The organism is Acidimicrobiales bacterium (genome assembly GCA_035540975.1).
Lineage (GTDB): Bacteria > Actinomycetota > Acidimicrobiia > Acidimicrobiales.
This window is the reverse complement of sequence record DATLFN010000004.1, coordinates 1-20,886: the sequence shown is the minus strand read 5'-3', so window position 1 is coordinate 20,886 and position 20,886 is coordinate 1. Positions and strand designations below refer to the sequence as shown.

General features: G+C 74.2%; 22 protein-coding genes. 21 read left to right on the top strand and 1 reads right to left on the bottom strand.

What is annotated here, in order from left to right; genetic code table 11:
• The 20 genes from carA to VM242_00365 form a co-directional block, all read left to right on the top strand.
• A partial coding sequence (gene carA / locus VM242_00460; protein HVM03620.1) for a glutamine-hydrolyzing carbamoyl-phosphate synthase small subunit occupies positions 1 to 1,027 on the top strand: 1,027 nt, incomplete at its 5' end.
• Positions 1,017 to 4,316, top strand: coding sequence for a carbamoyl-phosphate synthase large subunit (carB, locus tag VM242_00455; protein ID HVM03619.1), 3,300 nt, complete (start codon positions 1,017 to 1,019; stop codon positions 4,314 to 4,316). The genes carA and carB, both read left to right, overlap by 11 nt.
• A 334-nt stretch (positions 4,317 to 4,650) precedes the next feature.
• On the top strand, positions 4,651 to 5,568 hold the full coding sequence (locus VM242_00450; GenBank protein HVM03618.1) for a dihydroorotate dehydrogenase: 918 nt from the start codon (positions 4,651 to 4,653) through the stop codon (positions 5,566 to 5,568).
• A complete protein-coding gene (gene pyrF / locus VM242_00445) occupies positions 5,555 to 6,310 on the top strand; it encodes an orotidine-5'-phosphate decarboxylase (protein HVM03617.1) in 756 nt (251 codons plus the stop codon). The genes VM242_00450 and pyrF overlap by 14 nt, the downstream gene beginning before the upstream one ends.
• A gap of 10 nt (positions 6,311 to 6,320) precedes the next feature.
• Positions 6,321 to 6,641 (top strand): integration host factor, actinobacterial type, encoded by a 321-nt coding sequence (gene mihF / locus VM242_00440; protein HVM03616.1) that lies wholly within the window; start codon positions 6,321 to 6,323, stop codon positions 6,639 to 6,641.
• Positions 6,638 to 7,195, top strand: a complete 558-nt coding sequence (locus VM242_00435) for a guanylate kinase (protein ID HVM03615.1) — start codon at positions 6,638 to 6,640, stop codon at positions 7,193 to 7,195. The genes mihF and VM242_00435 overlap by 4 nt, the downstream gene beginning before the upstream one ends.
• 49 nt (positions 7,196 to 7,244) lie before the next feature.
• Positions 7,245 to 7,520: a DNA-directed RNA polymerase subunit omega gene (rpoZ, locus tag VM242_00430; protein ID HVM03614.1), complete on the top strand. Its 276-nt coding sequence runs from the start codon at positions 7,245 to 7,247 to the stop codon at positions 7,518 to 7,520.
• A 1-nt stretch (position 7,521) separates the two neighbouring features.
• Positions 7,522 to 8,742 (top strand): bifunctional phosphopantothenoylcysteine decarboxylase/phosphopantothenate--cysteine ligase CoaBC, encoded by a 1,221-nt coding sequence (coaBC, locus tag VM242_00425; protein HVM03613.1) that lies wholly within the window; start codon positions 7,522 to 7,524, stop codon positions 8,740 to 8,742.
• On the top strand, positions 8,739 to 9,935 hold the full coding sequence (metK, locus tag VM242_00420; GenBank protein ID HVM03612.1) for a methionine adenosyltransferase: 1,197 nt from the start codon (positions 8,739 to 8,741) through the stop codon (positions 9,933 to 9,935). Before coaBC ends, metK begins: the two co-directional genes overlap by 4 nt.
• A 193-nt stretch (positions 9,936 to 10,128) precedes the next feature.
• A complete protein-coding gene (locus VM242_00415; protein ID HVM03611.1) occupies positions 10,129 to 11,844 on the top strand; it encodes a hypothetical protein in 1,716 nt (571 codons plus the stop codon).
• Between the two features lie 217 nt (positions 11,845 to 12,061).
• Positions 12,062 to 12,562 carry a peptide deformylase gene (gene def / locus VM242_00410; GenBank protein HVM03610.1) on the top strand — a complete coding sequence of 167 codons (501 nt, stop codon included), beginning with the start codon at positions 12,062 to 12,064 and terminating at the stop codon, positions 12,560 to 12,562.
• A 6-nt stretch (positions 12,563 to 12,568) separates the two neighbouring features.
• Complete coding sequence (locus VM242_00405) at positions 12,569 to 13,411, top strand: methionyl-tRNA formyltransferase (GenBank protein ID HVM03609.1); 843 nt, start codon at positions 12,569 to 12,571, stop codon at positions 13,409 to 13,411.
• Positions 13,408 to 14,544, top strand: a complete 1,137-nt coding sequence (locus VM242_00400; GenBank protein ID HVM03608.1) for a transcription antitermination factor NusB — start codon at positions 13,408 to 13,410, stop codon at positions 14,542 to 14,544. Before VM242_00405 ends, VM242_00400 begins: the two co-directional genes overlap by 4 nt.
• Before the next feature lie 10 nt (positions 14,545 to 14,554).
• The gene (locus tag VM242_00395; GenBank protein HVM03607.1) at positions 14,555 to 15,025 is read left to right on the top strand and encodes a MogA/MoaB family molybdenum cofactor biosynthesis protein; all 471 of its coding nucleotides are present in this window, start codon (positions 14,555 to 14,557) and stop codon (positions 15,023 to 15,025) included.
• 73 nt (positions 15,026 to 15,098) lie between these two features.
• Positions 15,099 to 16,100: a bifunctional diaminohydroxyphosphoribosylaminopyrimidine deaminase/5-amino-6-(5-phosphoribosylamino)uracil reductase RibD gene (gene ribD / locus VM242_00390; protein ID HVM03606.1), complete on the top strand. Its 1,002-nt coding sequence runs from the start codon at positions 15,099 to 15,101 to the stop codon at positions 16,098 to 16,100.
• On the top strand, positions 16,085 to 16,651 hold the full coding sequence (locus VM242_00385; protein HVM03605.1) for a riboflavin synthase: 567 nt from the start codon (positions 16,085 to 16,087) through the stop codon (positions 16,649 to 16,651). Before ribD ends, VM242_00385 begins: the two co-directional genes overlap by 16 nt.
• A 3-nt stretch (positions 16,652 to 16,654) precedes the next feature.
• The gene (locus tag VM242_00380) at positions 16,655 to 17,872 is read left to right on the top strand and encodes a bifunctional 3,4-dihydroxy-2-butanone-4-phosphate synthase/GTP cyclohydrolase II (GenBank protein HVM03604.1); all 1,218 of its coding nucleotides are present in this window, start codon (positions 16,655 to 16,657) and stop codon (positions 17,870 to 17,872) included.
• Complete coding sequence (gene ribH / locus VM242_00375) at positions 17,859 to 18,347, top strand: 6,7-dimethyl-8-ribityllumazine synthase (protein HVM03603.1); 489 nt, start codon at positions 17,859 to 17,861, stop codon at positions 18,345 to 18,347. Before VM242_00380 ends, ribH begins: the two co-directional genes overlap by 14 nt.
• 4 nt (positions 18,348 to 18,351) lie before the next feature.
• Positions 18,352 to 19,227: an ATP phosphoribosyltransferase gene (gene hisG / locus VM242_00370; GenBank protein HVM03602.1), complete on the top strand. Its 876-nt coding sequence runs from the start codon at positions 18,352 to 18,354 to the stop codon at positions 19,225 to 19,227.
• Positions 19,224 to 19,439, top strand: a complete 216-nt coding sequence (locus VM242_00365) for a cold shock domain-containing protein (GenBank protein ID HVM03601.1) — start codon at positions 19,224 to 19,226, stop codon at positions 19,437 to 19,439. Before hisG ends, VM242_00365 begins: the two co-directional genes overlap by 4 nt.
• A gap of 120 nt (positions 19,440 to 19,559) precedes the next feature.
• Here the strand turns inward: VM242_00365 and VM242_00360 are convergent, their stop codons facing one another.
• A complete protein-coding gene (locus VM242_00360) occupies positions 19,560 to 19,985 on the bottom strand; it encodes a hypothetical protein (GenBank protein ID HVM03600.1) in 426 nt (141 codons plus the stop codon).
• On the opposite strand from VM242_00360, the gene infC reads away from it, so the two are divergent.
• Positions 19,928 to 20,800, top strand: coding sequence for a translation initiation factor IF-3 (gene infC, locus VM242_00355; protein HVM03599.1), 873 nt, complete (start codon positions 19,928 to 19,930; stop codon positions 20,798 to 20,800). The genes VM242_00360 and infC overlap by 58 nt on opposite strands.
• Positions 20,801 to 20,886: the final 86 nt, after the last annotated feature.

Here is a 20,886-nt window from a genome sequence, read left to right as displayed (position 1 = left end):
CGAGGCGTTCGGGGCCGAGCCGCCCGGCGGCGTCACCACCGGCGAGGCGGTGTTCAACACGGTGATGACCGGCTACCAGGAGGTCGTCACCGACCCGTCGTACGCCGGCCAGGTCATCGCCTTCACCTACCCGCACATCGGCAACTACGGCGTCACCCCGTCGGACGACGAGAGCGGGCGCCCGTTCTGCCGCGGCGTGGTGGTGCGCGACCTGGCCCGGCGGCCGAGCAACTGGCGCTCAACCGAGTCCCTGGACGCCTTCCTCGCCCGCCACGGCGTGGCCGGCATCACCGGGGTGGACACCCGCCGCCTCACCCGCCACCTCCGCGAGGCGGGGTCGATGGCGTGCGCCTTCGGCACCGCCGACGAGCGGTCGCTGAAGGAGGCGGCGGCCGCCGAGCCGGGGACGGAGGGCGTCGACCTGGTGGCCACCGTCACCACGGCCGCGCCGTACCGGGTGGGCGACGGCCCGCGGTTGGTCGTGGCCTACGACTACGGGATCAAGCGCACCATCCTGCGCCACCTCGGCGAGATGGCCACCGTGGACGTCGTCCCCGCGGCCACGCCGGCGGCCGACGTGCTCGCCCGCCGTCCCGACGGGGTTTTCCTGTCCAACGGGCCGGGTGACCCGGCGGCGGTGGGCTACGCCATCGACGCCATCGGCCAGCTGCTGGGCCGGGTGCCGGTCTTCGGCATCTGCCTCGGCCACCAGCTGCTGGGCGCCGCCCTCGGCGCCGAGACGTACAAGCTCAAGTTCGGCCACCACGGGGGCAACCACCCGGTGCGGCGGCTGGCGAACGGCAGCGTGGAGATCACCAGCCAGAACCACAACTACGCGGTGAGCGGGGGATCGCTGTCGTCGGCCGACGTCACCCACGTCAACCTGAACGACGGCGTGGTCGAGGGGCTGCGCTGCCGCGACGCGCCCGCCTTCAGCGTGCAGTACCACCCGGAGGCGGGGCCGGGGCCCCACGACGCCCGTTACCTGTTCGCGCAATTCGAGGAGCTGATCAGCGGTGGGGCGTAGGGACGACCTGGAGTCCATCCTGATCATCGGCTCGGGGCCGATCGTGATCGGCCAGGCGTCGGAGTTCGACTACTCCGGCACCCAGGCCTGCCGTGTCCTCCGGGAGGAGGGCTACCGGGTGATCCTGGCCAACTCGAACCCGGCCACGATCATGACGGACCCCGAGTTCGCGGACCGCACCTACGTCGAGCCCCTGAGCCCGGACGTGCTGGCCGCCATCGTGGAGCGCGAGCGGCCCGACGCCGTCCTGCCCACCCTCGGCGGCCAGACCGCCCTGAACCTGGCCATCGCCCTCCACGAGCGGGGCGTGCTGGAGGAGTTCGGCGTCGAGATGATCGGGGCCAAGCCGGAGGCCATCGGCACGGCCGAGAACCGTGACCGCTTCAAGGAGGCCATGACGGAGATCGGCCTGGCCGTCCCCCCGTCGGGCTTCGCCTACGACCTCGACGAGGCCCTGGAAGTGGGCAGGGACATCGGCTTCCCGCTCATCATCCGGCCCTCGTACATCCTCGGGGGTGAGGGGACGGGCATCGCCTTCTCCGAGGAGGACCTGCGGCGGATGGCGGCCACCGGCCTGGCCGCCAGCCCCGTGTCGGAGATCCTCATCGAGCGTTCCATCGCCGGCTGGAAGGAGTACGAGCTGGAGGTGATGCGCGACAAGGCGGACAACTGCGTGGTCGTCTGCTCCATAGAGAACGTGGACCCGATGGGGGTCCACACCGGCGACTCCATCACGGTGGCGCCCGCCCAGACCCTGTCGGACGTCGAGTACCAGCACATGCGCGACGCCGCCTTCGCCTGCATCCGGCGCATCGGCGTGGAGACCGGTGGGTCGAACATCCAGTTCGCCATCAACCCCGGGAACGGCGACATGGTGGTGATCGAGATGAACCCGCGGGTGAGCCGGTCCAGCGCCCTGGCCTCGAAGGCCACCGGGTTCCCGATCGCCAAGATCGCCGCCCGCCTGGCCGTCGGCTACACGCTGGACGAGATCGCCAACGACATCACCCGCAAGACGCCGGCCAGCTTCGAGCCGACCATCGACTACGTCGTCACCAAGATCCCCCGCTGGGCGTTCGAGAAGTTCCCCGGCACCCGCGGCGTGCTCGGCACCCGCATGCAGTCGGTGGGAGAGGCGATGGCGATCGGGCGGACCTTCCCCGAGTCGCTCCAGAAGGGGCTGCGGTCGCTCGAGCACGGCCGCCTGGGCCTCAACTGCGACCCGGCCGAGGCCGCCCTCGACGGGGTGGACGACGACGACCTGGTGCGCATGGCCGCCCTCGCCACGCCCGACCGCCCCTTCCAGCTGGAGGCGGCCCTGCGGCGCGGCATCACCGTCGAGCGCCTGGCCGCGGCCACCAGCGTGGACCCGTGGTTCCTCGACCAGCTGTCGATGGTGGTGGAGGAGCGCCGCCGGCTGGAGGCCGCGTCACTCGGGTCGATGGCGCCGCGGGCGTGGCGGCGGGCCAAGCGCCTCGGCTTCGGCGACGCCCAGCTGGCCTGGCTCTGGGGCACCGACGAGGCGGCCGTACGCGCCGCCCGCCTGGGCGCCGGCGTGCGCGCCACGTTCAAGACGGTGGACACGTGCGGCGCCGAGTTCGAGGCCGCCACGCCGTACCACTACTCGTCCTACGAGGACGAGGACGAGGTGGTGGCGTCCGACCGGCGCAAGGTGATCATCCTCGGCTCCGGCCCCAACCGCATCGGCCAGGGCATCGAGTTCGACTACTGCTGCGTCCACGCCAGCTTCGCCCTGCGCGACGCCGGCTTCGAGACGATCATGGTCAACTGCAACCCCGAGACGGTTTCGACCGACTACGACACCAGCGACCGGCTCTACTTCGAGCCCCTCACGCCCGAGGACGTCCTCAACGTGGTGGAGGCGGAGCGGGCCAGCGGCGAGCTGGCCGGCGTCATCGTGGCCCTGGGGGGGCAGACGCCGCTCAAGCTGGCGAGCGTCCTCCCGCCCGAGCTCGTCCTCGGCACCAGCCCCGAGTCGATCGACCTGGCCGAGGACCGCGAGCGCTGGAACGCGCTCTGCGCCCGCCTGGAGATCCCCCAGCCGGCGGGCGGCACCGCCGTGACCGTCGAGGCGGCCCTGGCCATCGTGGAGCGCATCGGCTACCCGGCCCTGGTGCGCCCCAGCTACGTGCTCGGTGGCCGGGCCATGGAGATCGTCTACGACGACGACGGCCTGCGCCGGGCCATGGCCGAGATGGCAGGGTTCGGCTCGCTCGGGCGCGAGGGCGGCCTGTCGGCGTCGCGGCCGGTGCTGGTGGACCGCTTCCTGGAGGACGCCGTCGAGGTCGACGTGGACTCGGTGCGCGACGCCACCGGCGAGGTCGTGATCGGCGGGGTCATGGAGCACGTGGAGGAGGCGGGCGTGCACTCGGGCGACTCGGCGTGCGTCATCCCGCCCCCCACCCTGCCCCGCGCCGTCGTCGAGGTGATCGAGGGCTACACGCGCGACATCGCCACCGCCCTCGACGTGCGCGGCCCGCTCAACGTCCAGTACGCGGTCAAGCACGGGCAGGTGTTCGTCATCGAGGCCAACCCCCGCGCCAGCCGGACGGTGCCGTTCGTCTCCAAGGCGACGGGCGTGGCGCTGGCCAAGGTGGCGGCCCGGGTGATGGCGGGAGCGACGCTGGCGCAGCTGCGGGAGGAGGGCATCCTCCGCCCGCCGGTCGAGGGCGGCCACGTGAGCGTCAAGGAGGCGGTGCTCCCGTTCAGCCGGTTCCCCGACGTCGACACGGTGCTGGGCCCGGAGATGCGCTCGACGGGCGAGGTCATGGGCATCGACACCACGTTCGGGCTCGCCTTCGCCAAGAGCCAGATCGCGGCGGGGGACCGCCTGCCCGAGTCGGGGGCGGTCTTCTTCTCGCTGGCCGACCGCGACAAGGAGGGCGGCCTGGCCGCCGCCGCCCGGTTCTACGAGCTGGGGTTCACGCTGGCGGCGACGGCCGGGACGGCGGCGTTCCTCGAGCACCAGGGCGTGCCGGTCGAGACGGTGGTGGGGAAGGTGGGCGACCCCGGCGGTGGGCCGACGGCCGTCGACCTCATCGCCAGCGGCAAGGTCCAGTTGGTGGTCAACACGCCACGCGGCCGGGGCCCGCGCGCCGACGGGGCGTACATCCGCACGGCGGCCAACGTGCACAACGTCCCGTGCCTGACCACCGTGGCAGCGGCGCGCGCGGCCGCCGGCGGGATCGCCGACTGGGGCAAGCACGGTTTGTCGGTGCGGTCGCTCCAGGAGTTCCTGGAGGGGGACCAGCTACGGCTCCCGCTCTAGGTTCGCCGGGCCTGGCGCGCCCGGGCCGCCCGGGTCCCGTCCCTCACGGGCCCCTCCCTATGGGTCCTCCCCAGCTGCGCTGGGGCCCCACCCATGGGGACCCCTCCCGTACGGGCCACCGGGGCGGCTGGCGCACCGGCTCGGCCGCCACGCGAGAGGCGCGCTGGGTGGGGGGTTGGCGGCGTGCCTCGTCGGTGGTTCCCTCGTCCCGTGGTGGGGCCCGCCCGGCCGGACCTGGATCGGGGACGGCACCGGTTTCGGGTCGCTTTCGGCACGGGGCCGGGCCGGGGTGTGTCGGTGGTCGTCGGTGAGGCGATCGCATCGGGACGTTGCCGTGGACCTGTCGACGCGCGTGGGGGCGGTCTCCTTGCCCAACCCGGTGCTCACCGCTTCGGGGACCTCTGGGCACGGGGCCGAGCTTTCGGCGTACTTCGATCTCTCCACGCTCGGGGCCGTGGTGGTGAAGTCGTTGTCGGCCTCCCCGTGGCCGGGCAACCCGGCGCCGCGCGTGCACGAGACGGCCGCCGGCATGCTCAACAGCGTCGGGCTCCAGGGGCCGGGGGTGGAGGGGTGGATGGAGCGGGACCTGCCCGCCCTGGTCGCCACCGGGGCCCGGGTCGTCGCCTCGATCTGGGGGACGTCGGTGGACGGGTACGGGAAGGCGGCGGCCATGCTGGCCGACGCGCCGCCCGCGGTGGTCGCGGTGGAGGTGAACCTGTCGTGCCCGAACGTGGAGGAGCGGCGATCGGTGTTCGCCCACTCGGCCTCGGCGACGGCCGATGCGGTGTCGGCGGCACTCACCTGCGGCCGGCCGCTCTGGGCCAAGCTGAGCCCCAACGTGACCGACCTGGCGTCCATCGCGTCAGCCGCCCTGGGAGCCGGGGCGTCGGCGCTCACCCTGATCAACACCGTCATGGGGATGGCCATCGACCCGGTGACCCGCAGGCCGGTGCTGGGCGCTGGAGGAGGCGGCCTCTCGGGACCGGCCATCCACCCCGTGGCGGTGCGGGCCGTCCACGAGTGCCGCGCCGCGTTCCCCGAGGCGCCCATCATCGGCGTGGGCGGCGTCGCGACGGGTGCCGACGCGGTGGAGCTGCTCGTCGCCGGGGCGTCGGCCGTTCAGGTCGGCACGGCCACCTTCGCCGACCCCCGCGCGCCGGTCCGCGTGCTCGACGAGCTTCGGGAGTGGTGCCGGCGCCACAATGTCACCCGACTCGCTGATCTGATCGGAGCCAGCCATGACCCAGGTTGAGACCCTTCCCCGTCGCGACGCCGACGTCCGCAACCGGCTGGCCGTCGCCCTCGACGTGGACGACCTGGTCGAGGCCACCCGGATCGCCAAGGAGGTGCGCCCGTGGTTCGGGGTGGCCAAGGTCGGCCTCGAGCTCTTCAGCGCCGCCGGCCCGGATGCGGTGGTGGAGATGGTCGAGTGCGGCTACCGGGTGTTCCTCGACCTCAAGCTGCACGACATCCCGACGACCGTGCGCCGGGCCGCCCACGTCGTCGGCGCCTTGGGCGCCACGTACGTGACGCTCCACGCCGCCGGCGGGTCCCCGATGCTGCGGGCGGGCGTGGAGGGTTTCGCCAACGGCGCCAGCAACGCCGGCCTGCCGCCGCCCATCGCCCTCGCCGTCACCGTCCTCACGAGCGACGACGACGCCCCGCCCCACGTCCTCGGCAAGCGCGTGCAGACGGCGGTCGAGTCGGGCTGCCGGGGGATCGTCTGCGCCGCCACCGACGTCAGGGAGGCCAAGCTGCTCGCACCGCGGCTGGTCACCGTGGTTCCCGGGATCCGTCCCGCCGGCGCCAGTCGCGACGACCAGAAGCGGACCTCGACACCGCAGGGCGCGCTGGCCGTGGGCGCCGACCTGCTGGTGATCGGCCGGGCCGTGACGGCGGCCGCCGACCGGGCGAAGGCGGCCGCCGAAGTCGTCGGCCCGCTCTCCCTGGAACGCCGCCAGCGGGCACAGGACGCGCCGCAGGCGCCGCGCTAGGGTGCCCGGCGTGCCGCTCCCTCCCGAACTCTCCCCGGAGGCGCGCAAGGCCGCTCTCGAGAAGGCGGCCGCCGCCCGGCGCCAGCGAGCCGAGCTCAAGGAGAAGCTCAAGATGGGCTCCGTCAACCTCGCTGAACTGTTCGAGCTGGCCGATCGCGACGAGGTCGTCGGCAAGACCAAGGTCGTCGCCGTGCTCGAGTCGCTGCCGGGGCTGGGCAAGGTGAAGGCCCGCCGGGTCATGGAGAGCGTGGGCATCAGCGCCACGCGCCGCCTCCAGGGGCTCGGGGCGCAGCAGCGCGACCGGCTGCTCAAGGAGCTCGGAAAGCCCTGATCCTCGTCGTCTCCGGGCCCGGGGGCGTCGGCAAGGGGACCCTGGTGTCGCGGCTGCGCGAGCAGGTGCCCGGGGTGTGGATCAGCCGGTCGTGGACCACCCGGCCCCGCCGGCCGGGCGAGCCGGCCGACGCCTACGTCTTCGTCGACCGGCCCACGTTCGAGCGTCGCGTCGACGAGGGCGGGTTCCTCGAGTGGGCGGAGCTGGAGGCGAACGGTCACCTCTACGGCACGCCGTGGCCCGGCGCGCCGCCCGGGGCCGACGTCGTCCTGGAGATCGACGTGCAGGGCGCGGCCCAGGTGCGCGAGCGCCATCCCGAGGCGGTGGTGGTCCTGGTCGTCCCGCCGTCGCACGAGGAGCTGGCCGCCCGCATGCGCAAGCGCGGGGACGACGAGGACGCCATCGCCAGCCGGCTCGCCATCTCCGGCCACGAGGAGGCGCAGGGACGGCTGCTCGCCGACCACGTGGTCGTCAACGACGACCTCGAGCGGGCCGGCGACGAGCTGGCCGGTATACTGCTTCGTTCCCGCCGGTCCGCGCCTCCGGGCCCGTGACCCCGGCGGGCGCCGCGTAAGCGACCGCACCCCGAGATGGAGAGAGCCGATGGCCCAGCGCCGCCGCCAGACGATGATGGACCCGCCCGTCGAGAGCCTGCTCGGCAAGGTGGACTCCAAGTTCACCCTCGTCACGCTGTCCGCCCGGCGGGGCCGCCAGATCAACTCGTACTTCAACCAGCTGGGTGAGGGGCTCGGCGCCATCGTCCCCCCGCAGGTGACGTCGGTCTCGCGCAAGCCCCTGTCGATCGCCCTCGAGGAGATCGCCGCCGACAAGATCCGCTACAAGCGCCAGGAGCCGGCCGGGGCCCCCGAGGAGGGCTGACATCGGGGCGCCCGGCGACCCGGCCGCCGTACGGGGCCGCCGGGTCGTGCTCGGGGTGTGCGGGGGGATCGCCGCCTACAAGGCGGTGGAGGTGTGCCGCCTCCTCGTTGACGCCGGCGCCTTCGTGTCGCCCGTGCTCACCGAGGGGGCCACCCGCTTCGTGGGGGAGGTCACGTTCTCGGCGCTGGCCTCCGAGCGGGCCCGCACGTCGCTGTTCGACGACGCCGACCCCATCCCGCACACCACCCTCGGACGGGCGGCGGACGTGATCGTGGTGGCGCCCGCCACCGCCCGCCTGCTGGGCGCCTATGCAGCCGGCATCTCCGACGACCTGCTCACCGCCACCCTGCTCGCCACCCGGGCGCCGGTGGTGGCCTGCCCGGCCATGCACACCGAGATGTGGGAGCACCCGGCGACGCGTCGCAACGTCGCCGTGCTGCGCCGCCGCGGCGTCACCGTCGTGGAGCCGGGTGTGGGCCGGTTGGCCGGCGGCGACGAGGGCGCCGGCCGCCTGGCCGAGCCGGTCGACATCGTGGCCGCCGTCGCCGGCGTGCTGGCGCGCACGCGGGACCTGGCCGGGCGGCGGGTGGTGGTGACGGCGGGCGGCACCCGCGAGCCGATCGACGCCGTGCGCTTCGTGGGCAACCGGTCGTCGGGCAAGCAGGGCCATGCCGTGGCCGACGAGGCGGCCGCCCGGGGCGCGGCCGTCACCCTCGTCACCACCACCCGCCGGCGGGCGTCGGCCGGGGTGGACGTCGTGCGCGTCGAGACGGCGGCCGAGATGGAGGATGCCGTGCTCGCCGCTGCCGCGCACGCCGACGTCGTGATCATGGCCGCCGCCGTCGCCGACTTCCGCCCCCGGGCGCCCGTCGCCGGGAAGCTGAGGAAGGCCGACGGCGTGCCCGAGATCGTCCTGGAGCCGACGCCCGACATCCTGGCCGCCCTCGGTCGCGACCGGCGCCCGGGCCAGGTGCTCGTGGGGTTCGCAGCGGAGACGTCCGACCTCGCCGCGTCCGCCCGGCGCAAGCTGGCGGACAAGGGCGTCGACCTGGTCGTCGCCAACGACGTGTCGGCGCCCGGGGCCGGGTTCGACGCCGACACCAACGAGGTCGTGCTGGTCGGCGCCGACGGGACCGAGCAGACTGTTCCCCTGACCGACAAGCGGGAGGTGGCGCGCGCCGTGCTCGATGCCGTCGTCCTCCTCACGAGGAGCGTTCCGTGAGCAGCCGATCCACCTTCACGTCCGAGTCCGTCACGGAGGGCCATCCCGACAAGATGGCGGACCAGATCTCCGACTCCATCCTCGACGCCATCCTGGCCGAGGACCCCATGGGGAGGGTGGCCTGCGAGACGCTCCTCACCACCGGTCTGGTCGTGGTGGCGGGCGAGATCACCACGACGGCCTACGTCGAGATCCCGAAGATCGTCCGCGAGACGATCTGCGGCATCGGCTACGACCGGGAGTCCTTCGGCTTCGACGGCAACACCTGCGGGGTCATCACCTCCATCGACCCGCAGTCGCCCGACATCGCCCAGGGCGTGGACAAGGCGCTCGAGCAGCGGGTGGCCGACGGGGGCGACGAGGACCTGGAGACCCAGGGCGCCGGCGACCAGGGGATGATGTTCGGCTACGCGTGCGACGAGACCGACGACTTGATGCCGCTCCCAATCTGGTTGGCGCACCGGCTGGCCCAGCGCCTTTCGGAGGTGCGCAAGGCGGGGGTTCTCCCGTACCTGCGGCCCGACGGCAAGACCCAGGTGACGGTCACGTACGAGGACGGCCGTCCCGTCCACCTCGACACCGTGCTCATCTCCACCCAGCACCAGCCTGGGCTCGACCTGGAGACGCTGCTCAAGCCCGACCTGGTCGAGCACGTCATCCACCCGATGCTCCCCGAGCAGTTCGCGGCGGACAAGTTCCGGGTGCTGGCCAACCCCACCGGCAAGTTCGAGCTGGGCGGCCCCCACGCCGACACCGGGCTCACCGGGCGCAAGATCATCGTCGACACCTACGGTGGGTCCGCCCGCCACGGCGGCGGCGCCTTCTCCGGCAAGGACCCCACCAAGGTCGACCGGTCGGCCGCCTACGCGGCGCGGTGGGCGGCCAAGCACGTGGTCGCCGCCGGCGCCGCCCGGCGCTGCGAGATCCAGGTCGCCTACGCCATCGGGGTGGCCCGGCCCGTGTCGGTGATGGTGGAGACGTTCGGCACCGAGCAGGTCGACCCCATCAGGATCGGCACCGCCGTCAACGAGGTGTTCGACCTGCGCCCCGCCGCCATCGTGCGCGACCTCAAGCTGCGGCGGCCGATCTTCCGGCGCACCGCCGCCTACGGCCACTTCGGGCGCAGCGACAAGGAGTTCACCTGGGAGAGCCTCTCCCGGCTGAAGGACCTCAAGTCCGCATTGGGCCTGTAGGCCGGTCGCCGTCGCAACCGGAGGTTGCTCGGCGAGCTCGACGGTGCTCCGGCCCGGCGGCGGAGCCGCCGGGCCTCCGCCCTGAAGGCTCGTCGGCCGCCATCCGGGGAGGCCGCCTGCGGCGGCTGCCGGCGGCCCCCGGCCATTGGAAACCCCTCGTCCGTGCCGCCTTGCTTCCGCGCCGGTTTCGCCGGTGACTGAGCGGGTGGTGCGGGTGGTCCCGGATGTGTCGGGGTTGGACAAGGCGTTCGACTACGTGGTGCCGCCGGAGATGGACGCGGACGTCCGGGTGGGGACGTTGGTCCGCGTCTCCCTCCACGGGCGCCGGGTCGGTGGGTGGGTGGTGGCCGACCGCGTCACGCCGCCGGCCGGCGTCCGCCTGAGGCCCCTGGCCAAGGTCACCGGCTGGGGCCCGCCCGGGCCCGTGGTCGACCTGGCCCGCTGGGCGGCGTGGCGGTGGGCGGGACCGGTGCGCCCGTTGTTGCGGGCCGCCTCGCCGCCCGGCGCCGTCCGGGGCCTGCCGGCCCCGCCGGCGGCCCGGGCACCGGCCTCCGCCCCCGGCGACGACGACCCCGTCGTGCGCGAGGCGTTCGCCCGTCCCCGGTCCGTGGTGCGCCTGCCGCCGGCCGCCGACGCCTACCCGCTGGTCGCCGCCGCCGCCTGCCTCGGCCGAGCCCTCGTCGTCACCCCGGCGGTGGGCGACAGCGCCCTTCTGGCCGCCCGCCTGCGCCGGTCGGGAGCGCCGGTGGCGTCGGTGCCCCGCGACTGGGGACGGGCGGCGGCCGGTGGCTCGGTGGTCGTCGGCGCCCGCGCCGCGGCATGGAGCCCGGTCCCCGACCTGGCCGCCGTGGTCGTGCTCGACGCCCACGACGAGTCCCTCCGGGAGGAGCGGGCGCCGACGTGGAACGCCTGGCAGGTCGCGGCCGAGCGTGCCGATCGCGCCGGTGTGCCGTGCGTGCTGGTGTCGCCGTGCCCGACCCTGGAGCAGCTGGCGTGGGGCGAGCTGTCCCTGCCGTCGCGGGCCGTCGAGCGCGCCGGGTGGCCGGCCGTCGAGGTGGTCGACCGCCGCCACGACGACCCCCGTTCGGGGTTGTACTCGGAGCGCCTGGTACGGGTGCTGCGCAGCGCCGGGCGGGTGGCGTGCGTCCTCAACCGCAAGGGCCGGGCCCGGCTGCTCGCCTGCGGGGCGTGCGGCGAGCTGGTCCGGTGCGAGTGGTGCACCGGCGCCATGGCGCAGGACGGCGACGGCCTGCGGTGCCGCCGCTGCGGGGTGGGGCGCCCCCCGGTGTGCCAGGCCTGCGGGGCCGCCCGCCTGAAGTCGCTGCGGGTCGGCGTCAGCCGCGCCCGCGAGGAGCTGGAGGCCCTGGCCGGCCGCCCCGTGGCCGAGGTCACGGGCGAGTCCGACGAGCTGCCCGAGGCCCCGGTGCTGGTCGGCACCGAGGCGCTGCTGCACCGCCTCCGGTCGGCCGACGCCGTGGTGTTCGTCGACTTCGACCAGGAGATGCTGGCACCGAGGTTCCGGGCGGCCGAGCAGGCGCTGGCCCTGCTGGCGCGGGCGGGCCGGGTCGTGGGCGGCCGCGACGGCGGTGGGCGCGTCGTGGTGCAGACCCGGGCGCCCGGCTCGCCCGTGCTGCGGGCCGCCGTGCACGCCGACCCGGGCCGGCTGACGGCCGCCGAGTCGGAGCGGCGGGCGTCCCTGCGCCTCCCGCCGGCCACCGCGCTGGCGCTGGTGTCGGGCGACGCGGCGGCGTTCGTGGCCGCCCTCCCCGCCACGGTGGAGGTGATGGGGCCGGCCGAGGGCCGGTGGCTGGTGCGGGCCGACGACCACCGCACGCTGTGCGACGCGCTGGCGTCCGTGCCCCGCACGGGGGCGCGCCTGCGCGTCGAGGTCGACCCCGCCCGCGCGTAGCTTTCGACCTCATTCGTTCGCTTCGCTCACTCCATTCGGTCGAGTTGGGTCGTGCTCCGGCGGGCGAGCGGAGCTCGCGCCACCTCCGCCCTGTTCCTTCTCGGTGTCCGCAGCCGCAGAGGCCGCCTGCGGCGGCGGGGGGGGGCCGCAGACCTTGCCGCTGCGAACGAATGAGGTCGGGCACGAGCCCGGCGGCCCGGCGGTACCCTGACCGGCAATGGCGATCCACACCATCCGCGTCTACGGCGACCCGGTGCTGCGCGCGCCGACGGCCCTCGTCACCGACGTCGACGCGGCGCTCCACCGCCTCATCGACGACATGATCGAGACCATGTACGACGCGCCGGGCGTGGGACTGGCCGCCAACCAGGTCGGTGTGCAGAAGCGGCTGTTCGTGTGGGACATCGGCGACGGTCCCGGCGTCGCCATCAACCCGGTGGTCTCCGGTCACGCCGGCGAGTGGTCGTACGACGAGGGGTGCCTGTCGGTGCCGGGCCTGTGGTGGCCGATCCTCCGGCCCAGGCAGGTCCATCTGAAGGCGCAGGACCGCGACGGCGACGAGTACGAGGTCGACGCCGACGACATGCTCGCCCGGGTCTTCCTCCACGAGACCGACCACCTGGACGGCAACCTCCTGCTCTCCCGCCTGGACTCCAAGCAGAGCAAGGAGGCGCGCAAGGCCCTGCGCGACCGCGTCCTCGACCTCGACCCCCGGTAGGTCGCCCTGCGACTCGTCTTCCTGGGGTCACCTTCGGCCGCCGTCCCGCCGCTGCGCGCCCTCGTCGAGGCGGGCCACGACGTCGCCCTGGTGGTCACCCGGGCCGACAAGCGGCGGGGCCGCGGCGGTGCCCTGCTCGCCACGCCGGTGAAGGCGGCCGCCGAGGAGCTGGGCCTCCCCGTCAGCCACCGCGTCGACGACGTGCTCGGCACCGGCGCCGAGCTCGGGGTCGTCGTCGCCTTCGGGCGCCTCGTCAAGCCCCACGTGCTGGAAGCGGTGCCGATGGTGAACGTCCACTTCTCGCTGCTCCCGCGGTGGCGGGGAGCGGCGCCCGTGGAGCGGGCCATCCTGGCCGGCGACACCGAGACGGGGGTGTGCCTGATGGGTCTGGAGGAAGGCCTCGACACCGGCCCGGTGTTCCGGCGGGCGGCGGTGTCCATCGGCGAGGACGAGACGGCCGACGAGCTGCGGGAGCGCCTGGTCGAGATCGGCACCCGCCAGCTGGTCGACGCGCTGGCCGAGGGCCTGGGGGAGCCGGAGCCGCAGTCCGGCGAGCCCACCTACGCCGCCAAGCTGGAGAACGACGAGCTCCACCTCGACTGGTCCCTCCCGGCCGAGGAGCTGGAGCGGGTGGTGCGCGTCGGCCGGGCGTGGACGACTCACCGGGCGCGGCGGCTGAAGGTGCTGCGGGCCTGCGCCCACCGGCTGACGGGAAAGGGCGTCGTGGTCCCCACCGGCTCGGCGCCCATGGAGCTGCTGGAGGTGCAGCCCGAGGGCAGGGGCCGCATGGGAGCAGCCGACTGGGCGCGGGGCGTGCGGTGGCACGAAGGCGACCGGCTGGGGACGTGACGGCGAAGGTCCCGGCCCGCCGGGTCGCCGTCGACGCGCTGGTGCGGATCGACGAGGGTGCGTACGCCAACCTGGTCCTCCCGCTGCTGCTGGAGCGCAGCGGGCTCGACCGCCGCGACCGGGCCTTCGTCACCGAGCTCGTCTACGGGGCCACCCGGATGCGCCGGGCGTGCGACTGGTTGGTGGACCGCCTGGTGGACCGGCCCCTCGAACCCGAGGTGCGGGCCGTGCTGCGCCTGGGCGCGTACCAGCTCGCCTTCCTGGGCACGCCGCCCCACGCCTCGGTGTCGGCCACCGTGGACGTGGCGCCCGCGCGGGCACGCGGCCTGGTGAACGCCGTGCTCCGCCGGCTGGCCCGGGAACCGGCGCCCCCCTGGCCCAACCCGGCCACCCGCCTCAGCTATCCCGACTGGGTGGTGCTCCGGCTGGCCGCCGACATCGGCGCGGACGAGGCACAGGCCGCCCTCGAGCAGATGAACGTGGCCCCGCCCGTCACCGAGCGGGCCGACGGGTACGTGCAGGACGCCGCCTCCCAGGAGGTGGCGGCGTACGTGGGCGCGGCGGCGGGGGAGCAGGTCGCCGACCTGTGCTCGGCGCCCGGCGGCAAGGCGACGGCGATGGCCTCGGCGGGGCCGGCGCTGGTGGTGGCGGCCGACGTCTCGCCGGCGCGGGCCCGGCTGGTGGCCGAGAACGTCGGCCGGCTCCGCCTGGCCAACGTGGCCGTCGTGGTGGCCGACGCCGCCCTCCCACCGCTGCGGCCCGCCGTGTTCGACCGGGTCCTGCTGGACGCGCCGTGTTCGGGGCTGGGCGTCCTGCGCCGACGCCCCGACGCCCGGTGGCGCATCCAGCCCGAGGACGTCGACCGCCTCGCCGCCCTCCAGCGCCGGCTCCTCGACGGCGCCGCCGCCCTCGTCCGCCCCGGCGGCCTCCTCGTCTACAGCGTGTGCACGCTGACGCGGGCGGAGACGGTCGAGGTCGACCAGTGGCTGGCCTCGGCGCACCCCGAGCTGGTCGCCGTGGAGCCGCCCGGTCCCCCCTGGGCGCCGCTCGGACGCGGCGCCCGCCTGCTGCCCCAGGACGCGGGGACCGACGGCATGTTCGCCGTCGGCCTGCGGCGGCGCGGCGCGATCTAGCGTCGCGGCCGTGGAGCTGCACGCCAAGGTCCTGACCGTGTCGGACGGCGTGGTCGCCGGCACCCGCGACGACCGGTCGGGAGCCGCCCTGGTCGAGGCGCTGGAAGCCGCCGGGTTCGCCGTCGTCGACCGGCGGGTGGTGGCCGACGGGGCCGACCACGTCGCCCATGCGCTCCGCCAGATGACGCGCAGCTTCACCGGCCTGGTCGTCACCACCGGAGGAACCGGCTTCGGGCCCCGCGACCAGACCCCCGAGGGCACCGGTGACGTCCTCGAGCGCCACGCTCCCGGCCTGGCCGAGGCCATGCGCCTGGTGAACCCGCTGGGGCGGCTGTCGCGGGGGCTGGCCGGGACCGTCGGGCGGGCCCTCGTGCTCAACACCCCCGGTTCGCCGGCCGGCGCCGTGGAGTGCCTGGGCGCGGTGGTGGACGTCCTGCCCCACGCCCTGGCCCTTCTTGCCGACGAGCCGACCACCCACTGACGGCGTGCCCGGCGGCGGCACCGGGGCCGCCCCGTTCTCGACACGGCGCGCCGCCCCCGGGGATCATCGTCGCGTGCACGACGCCACCGCCATGGACCGGGCCATCGCCCTGGGCTGGACGGCGCGCGCCCGTGCCCATCCCAACCCGTGGGTGGGAGCCGTGGTGGTGGGCCCCGACGCCACCTCCTACGAGGGCGCCACGGCGGAGCCGGGCGGCCCCCACGCCGAGGCGGCCGCCCTGGCCTCCGCCGGTGAGGGAGCGCGGGGCGCCACCGTCTACGTCACCCTCGAGCCGTGCCCGCACTCCGGGCGAACGGCGCCGTGCGCCGATGCCCTGATCGCGGCCGGGGTCGAACGCGTGGTGGTGGCGATCGAGGACCCCGACGTGCGGGTGCGGGGCCGGGGCATCGCCCGCCTGCGCGGGGCCGGCGTGTGCGTCGAGGTCGGCCTGCGGGCGGCCGAGGTGACCGCCCAGCTCGCCCCCTACCTCAAGCACCGCGCGACGGGCCGGCCGTGGGTCGTGCTCAAGCTGGCCGCCGGGCTCGACGGCCGCATCGGCGCGCCCGACGGCACCAGCCGGTGGATCACCGGCGACGCCGCCCGCGACGACGCCCACCGCCTGCGGGCCGAGAGCGACGCCGTGCTCGTGGGCGCCGCGACCGTGCGGGCCGACGACCCCGCCCTCACCGTGCGGCGGGTCGACGGTCGCGACCCCATGCGCGTCGTGCTGGGCCGGGCCCCGGAGGGCGCCGCCGTCCACCCCGCGCTGGAGGTGTCCGGCGACCTAGGCGACGTGCTCGACGACCTCGGGCGGCGAGGAGTCGTGCAGCTGCTGGTCGAGGGCGGTGCGAGGGTGGCGCACGCCTTCCACGCCGCCGGCCTCGTCGACCGCTACGTCTTCTACCTGGCCCCCGTGCTGTTCGGCGGCGACGACGCCCGCCCCATGTTCGCCGGGCCGGGGGCGGCGACCATGGCCGACGTGTGGCGGGGCGCGGTCACCGGCGTCACCCGGTTGGGCGAGGACCTCCGAGTCGACCTCGCCCCCCGACAGGAGCGCCCATGTTCACGGGGATAGTCGAGGAGATGGGCCGCCTCCGCCAGCGCGACGGGCCGCGGTTCCGGTTCGACGCCTCCGTCGTCCTCGGTGACCTGGCCGTCGGCGACTCGGTGGCGCACAACGGGTGCTGCCTCACCGTGGCCGAGATCGGCGACGGTTGGTACGGCGTGGACGTGGTGGACGAGACGCTGAGACGGACCGACCTCGGATCGCTGGCGCCGGGCGACGGTGTGAACCTGGAGCGGTCGGTCACCCCCACGACCCGCCTGGGCGGCCACCTCGTGCAGGGCCACGTGGACGCCGTCGGCGAGATCGTGCGGCCCGCCCCCGAGCTGGAGGTGCGCATGCCGGCTGAGCTGGCCCGTTACGTCGTGAGGAAGGGCCCCATCGCGGTGGACGGCTGTAGCCTCACGGTGGTCGACGTGGGCGCCGACCGGTTCACCGTGGCCGTCGTCCCCCACACCGCCTCCGTCACCACCTTGGGGCGGAAGGGCCGGGGGGCCCCGGTCAACCTCGAGGTGGACCTGATGGCCAAGTACGTCGAGAAGCTGCTGGAAGGACGCAGGTAGGCCGTGCCCTTCGCTGACATCGAGAAGGCGATCGCCGCCGTGGCGCGGGGCGACATGGTCGTCGTCGTGGACGACAAGGACCGCGAGAACGAGGGCGACCTCATCCTGGCCGCCGAGCACGCCACGGCCGAGAAGATCGGGTTCTTCGTCAAGCACACCTCGGGCGTCATCTGCATGCCCATGCTGGGCGAGCGCCTGGACCAGCTCGGACTTCCCCTCATGGTCCTCGACAACACCGAGTCGCAGCGCACCGCCTTCACGGTGAGCGTCGACTACCGGCCGGGCACGAGCACAGGGATCTCGGCGGCCGACCGGGCCGCCACCATCCGCGCCCTCATCGACCCGGCGACGTCGCCCGCCGACCTGGCCAAGCCCGGCCACATCTTCCCCCTGCGCTACCGCACGGGGGGCGTGCTGAAGCGGGCCGGGCACACCGAGGCGGCCGTCGACCTGGCCCGCCTGGCCGGGCTGCGGCCCGCCGGGGTGCTGTGCGAGATCGTGCGCGACGACGGCGAGATGGCCCGCCTCCCCGACCTGGAGGAGTTCGCCGCCGACCACGGTCTGCTGCTGATCTCCATCGCCGACCTGATCCGCTACCGGCGCCAGAAGGACAAGCTGGTGAAGCGGCTGTCGGAGGCGCGCCTGCCCACGCCCTACGGGGACTTCGTCTGCTACGCCTACGAGTCCGTCCTCAACGGCGACCAGCACCTGGCCCTGGTCCGGGGGGCGGTGCAGGGCGAGCAGAACGTGCTCGTGCGGGTGCACAGCGAGTGCCTCACCGGCGACGTGTTCGGGTCGATGCGCTGCGACTGCGGGTGGCAGCTGGAGGCGGCGGTGAGGCGGGTCGCCGAGGAGGGCCTCGGCGTCGTGGTGTACCTGCGGGGCCACGAGGGGCGCGGCATCGGCCTGGCCCACAAGCTGCGCGCCTACCGGCTCCAGGAGCAGGGGCACGACACGGTGGACGCCAACCTGGAGCTCGGGCTGCCCGTCGACAGCCGGGAGTACGGCATCGGCGCCCAGATCCTGGTCGACCTCGGCATCACCACCATGCGCTACATGACCAACAACCCGGCCAAGTACGGCGGCCTCGACGGGTTCGGGCTGGAGATGGTGGAGCGGGTCCCCCTGCAGTCCACGCCCAACGCCGAGAACTCGTCCTACCTGCGCACCAAGCGCGACCGCCTCGGCCATCACCTGGAGGGTCTAGATGACGACGATTAGGGGTCAGCTCCGGGGCGACGGCCTCCGGGTGGCCGTGGTGTGCAGCCGGTTCAACGACCTGGTCACCGAGCGCCTGCTGGCCGGCGCCCGCGACGGCCTGGTGCGCCACGGGGTGGACGGCGGCTCGATCACCGTGGCCGAGGTGCCCGGCGCATTCGAGCTGCCGCTGGTCGCCGCCCGCCTGGCGTCGTCCGGCGAGTACGACGCCGTGGTGTGCGTGGGCGCCGTCATCCGGGGCGCCACGCCCCACTTCGACCTCGTCGCCGGCCAGTGCGCGGCCGGGCTCCAGCGGGCCCAGCTCGACACCGGCGTGCCGGTCATCTTCGGCGTGCTGACCACCGACACCGTGGAGCAGGCCCTCGACCGGGCCGGCGGCAAGGCCGGCAACAAGGGCTTCGACGCCGCCGTCGCCGCCGTCGAGATGGTCGACGTGGTGCGCCAGCTCCCCAAGCCACCGGCCGGCGGGGCGGGGTAGCGGAGTGCTGCGACTGGTCCTCCCCAAGGGGTCGCTCGAGTCCTCCACCCTCAAGCTGTTCGAGGAGGCCGACCTCCCCGTGCGGCGGAGCTCGGCCGTCGACTACTCGGCCACCATCGACGACCCCCGCATCGACAGCGTCCGCATCCTGCGCCCCCAGGAGATCCCCCGGTACGTGGCCGAGGGCCTGTTCGACCTCGGCATCACCGGGCGGGACTGGATCGAGGAGACGTCCAGCACCGTCGTGTCGCTCGGCGAGCTGCACTACTCCAAGGCCACGGCCCGCCCCATCCGGGTGGTCCTGGCCGTAGCCGCCGACTCCGCCGTGCGGACCGTCGCCGACCTCCCCGACGGCGCCCGCGTGCACACCGAGTACCCCGAGCTCACGGGCAGGTACCTGGAGGAGCACGGGGTGAAGGCCGAGGTCACCCTCTCCTACGGCGCCACCGAGGCCAAGGTGCCCGACATCGCCGACGCCGTGGTCGAGATCACCGAGACGGGCCGGGCCCTGAAGGCCGCCGGCCTGCGGATCGTCGACACCATCCTCGTCTCCTACACTGAGTTGATCGCCAACCCGGAGGCGTGCGACGACCCGGCCAAGCGGCACGCCATGACCCAGATCCTCACCCTCCTCCAGGGCACGCTGGAGGCCCGCGGCAAGGTCCTGGTGAAGCTCAACGTGGGCGTCGACCAGCTGGACGGCGTCATCGAGCTCCTCCCCGCCATGCGGGCGCCGACGGTGTCCCAGCTGTTCGGCGGCGCCGGCTACGCGGTGGAGACGGTGGTGCCCAAGAGCGAGATCAACATCCTCATCCCGGCGCTGCGCGACTCGGGCGCCACCGACATCATCGAGCTCCCGCTCTCCAAGATCGTGCATTGACGGAATGGGGACGGGTCGCCGACTACGACGACCACAAGGGCTGGGGCCACATCGCCACCGGCGACGGGCGCCTGCTGTTCTTCCACTGCACGGCCATCGCCGACGGCACCCGCACCGTCCCGGTCGGTGCCGACGTCGAGTACGAGGAGGTCACCGACCCCCGCGGCAAGCCGGAGGCGGCGAACGTGCGAGAACGAGGGGCCCGGGCCTAGGAGACCGGTGTCGAACGGGTCGGCCGCTGACGCGGCCGAACGGCTCGGGTGGCCTGAGCAGCGCTTTCTCGGCCGCTCCGTAACCGTCCGGCAGGAGGAGCCGGGTTCGACACCAGTCTCCTAGTCCGACGGGGAGGGGGCGGGGTTGGCGCCGGTCGTGGCCGTCTTCAGCTGGACGTAGGCGAGGCGGAGCTGGGCCAGGCCGTCCCTGACCGTCTCCTCCTCCTGGCCGAGGCGACCGGCGAGCCCGTCCACGACGGCGCCCAGGGCGTCGATGGCGAGCTGGGCCTGGTCCAGCTGCGGAGGCTGGAGCGAGAGGTGGAGGGCGGCCAGCTCGAACAGCCCGAAGCAGTGGTTGGCGATGACCACCGACGCCGGCGTCTCCGCCAGCTGCCGGCGCAACTCGTCCATCCGGGCCTCCAGCTCGGCCTCGGTCTCCGGCCCGGCGGCGCCGGGACCGGGCGGCGGGCCGGCCTCGGCTCGGGGCGGTGGGGCGGTGGCGCCGCCGACGGGGCGCTCGCCTCCGGGTGTCCACAGCGTGCCCATCGCTGGTACCCTATTCCACAAAACCGAACCTGGAAGCGGGGATCCGGCCGACACGGAGCCCCCACCCGACCACCGGATCTCCGCCGAGTGCCCGGGTCGAATGGCCGCCGAGGGCGGGCGTTGCTTCCGACGCCTGCCCTTTCTCGCGAAAGGGCACGATCCCGAGGAGGGGATGCCGCATCGCCGCAGCGGGCGCCAACGAGACCAGGATCAACGACCGGGTACGGGCCCGTGAGGTCCGCCTGGTCGCCGCCGACGGGACGCAGCTGGGCATCAAGTCCCTCCCCGAGGCCCTGCACATCGCACGTGAGGCCGACCTGGACCTCGTCGAGGTGGCCCCGATGGCCAACCCGCCGGTCTGCCGCATCATGGACTACGGGAAGTACAAGTTCGACGCGGCACAGCGGGCGAAGGAGTCTCGGCGCAAGACCTCCAACGTCGGGATAAAGGAGATGAAGTACCGGCCCAAGATCGGGCCCGGGGACTTCGACACCAAGACCCGCCAGGTGAGCAAGTTCCTCTCCCAGGGCCACAAGGTGAAGATCACCATCATGTTCCGGGGGCGCGAGATGAGCCACCAGGAGCTCGGTCTGAAGATCCTCAACCGGGTGGCGGAGGAGGTGGGGTCGGCCGCCAAGGTGGAGGCGGCGCCCAAGGTCGACGGTCGCAACATGATCATGGTCCTCGCCCCCGACAAGCGGGCCCAGGCGCCCAAGAAGGCCGCCGCTGCGAACGGATCGGCACCTCCGCGCGCCGCCACCGGCCACGACACCCCCGGGGCCGCCGCGGCACCACCGCCGGCGGCGCGCGGCTAGCGGATCAGGTAGGTCCGGACGGAGACCCATGCGCCGAGGACGCCGAGGCCGAGCCCGGCGCCGACGACGAGCGTCGTGACGTCGCG